Genomic DNA, 1,786 nt, shown 5'->3' with positions numbered 1-1,786 from the left:
CCGGGCGGCGCGCCCTGCCGCGGGCGCGGCGGCGACTGTCGTCCGGCGCGTCCTCATCACTGTGCCACCTGGTTCTTCACGCTCGCGCGGCCATCCTGCTTCCAAGTGGTTGACGGATCCTTTCCGGTGCGCAGGTCGATCAGGTTCTGGGTCCGGATCACCGTGTCGATGCGGCCCTCCTGGCGGCCGCGCACGAGGTCGACCGGATCGGCGACCTGGCTCGCGACGTTGGACTGCATCGCGCAGCCGAAGTTCCAGTACGGCTCGTTGCGGGTGTTGAACCCGGCATTGGTGACGCCGAGATCCTGCGGCCACAGCCCGCAGGCGCCCGCGACCTTGGCCTGCATGCGCTGGAAGCTCAGGCGCACCGGCGCGCTCACCGCCGCGTCGGCGACGGGGTAGGGGGCGACGACGATCTCGCGCGGGCCGACGCCCCGGGCGAGCGCCCGGGCGCGCAGCCGCTCGAGGGTGCGCCCCACCGCCCCGCCGGCGACCTGCGAGCCGCGCGGCACCTCGAGCACCAGCACGCCGCGGCCGTAGCGGCGGTACTCGGTCAGGAAGCCGTCGACGTCGTCGGCCTGGCGCGGATCGATGTGCCCGGTCCCGGTGACGAACACGTCGAGGTTGCGCGGGGAATCCGACAGCACGATCGGGTGCCGCTCGGGGACCGTCATCGGGTAGGTCGAGCCCGTGGTCACCGGGCCCCGGGAGGCGCAGGCGGCGAGGCCGGCCGAGGCGGCAAGGAGCGTCAGGCGGAGGGCGATGCGGATCATGGCGGCGGGGTCTCGGGAACGGTGTCTCGGCAGCGTCGTCTCGGGAGCGGCCCGGGCGTCAGTCGGTGATGAAGCCGACCCGGCCGCGATAGCCGGCCCCCAGGGGGTGGGCGCCGACCACGCCGTAGAGGCGGTTGAAGCGGCCGAGCAGGACCGACTGGCTGTCGCTGACCTCGGTGAAGCCGTCGTCCGGCTTGCGGACCTGGGCCGGATCCATCGGCTTGGCGATGTAGGGCGTGACCATGATCATCAGCTCCGTCTCCTGGCGCTGGTAGTCGCGCGAGCGGAACAGGGCGCCGAGGACCGGCAGGTTGAGCATTCCCGGCAGGCCGCTGATCGCCTGGCGGTTGCGCTGCTGGATCAGGCCCGCGATCATCATCGTCCCGCCCGACGGCAGCTCGACGGTCGTCTCGGACTTGCGCACCGTCAGGCCCGGCACCGAGATGGTGTTGTTGCCGTTCGAGACCGGGATCGCCCCTTGCGGGTCGAGCTCGGTGACGTTGGTGCCGATCCGGAGCGAGATCCGGTTCTCGGACTGGACCACCGGGGTGAAGTTCAGCGCCACGCCGTAGGGCTTGTACTCGATGCCGACCGAGCAGCTCGAGCTGTTCGAGGCCAGCACCGCCGAGCAGCTCTGGCTGGTCGGGACCGGGATCTCGCCGCCGGCGGTGAAGTTCGCCGCCTCGCCGGAGATCGCCGTCAGCGTCGGCTCGGCGAGGATCCGCGACACGCCGGCCTGCTCGAAGGCGCGCAGGGTCGCCTGCAGCGAGAACCCGCCGGCGCTGATCTTGCCCGAGATGTCGTTGCCGGCCGGGAACGAGCCGCCGGTCAGCGGGAACGGCACGCCGTTGACGAAGTTCATCGCGCTCCAGTTGGCGTTCAGGTTGACGCCGAACTGCTTGAGCACCTGGCGCGACACCTCGACCACGGTGACGCGCAGCATCACCTGGTCCTTGCCGCGGATCGTCAGGTTGTTGATCACCGCGCCGCGGGCGCCGCCCCCGGCCCCGCCG

The 1,786-nt window shown here is 71.7% G+C and carries 2 protein-coding genes; both read right to left on the bottom strand.

Going from position 1 to position 1,786, the window contains the following annotated elements:
• Positions 1–56: 56 nt before the first annotated feature.
• Positions 57–773, bottom strand: coding sequence for a CpaD family pilus assembly protein (locus A5481_RS31890; protein WP_048436086.1), 717 nt, complete (start codon positions 771–773; stop codon positions 57–59).
• Between the two features lie 58 nt (positions 774–831).
• Positions 832–1,786, bottom strand: a 955-nt coding sequence (locus A5481_RS31885; protein WP_197514288.1) for a type II and III secretion system protein family protein, incomplete at its 5' end; no start/stop codon positions are given.

Origin of the sequence: Methylobacterium platani, assembly GCF_001653715.1 — a bacterium.
GTDB lineage: Bacteria > Pseudomonadota > Alphaproteobacteria > Rhizobiales > Beijerinckiaceae > Methylobacterium > Methylobacterium platani.
The sequence above is the reverse complement of the archived record's forward strand: the minus strand, read 5'-3'. Positions and strand labels throughout refer to the sequence as shown.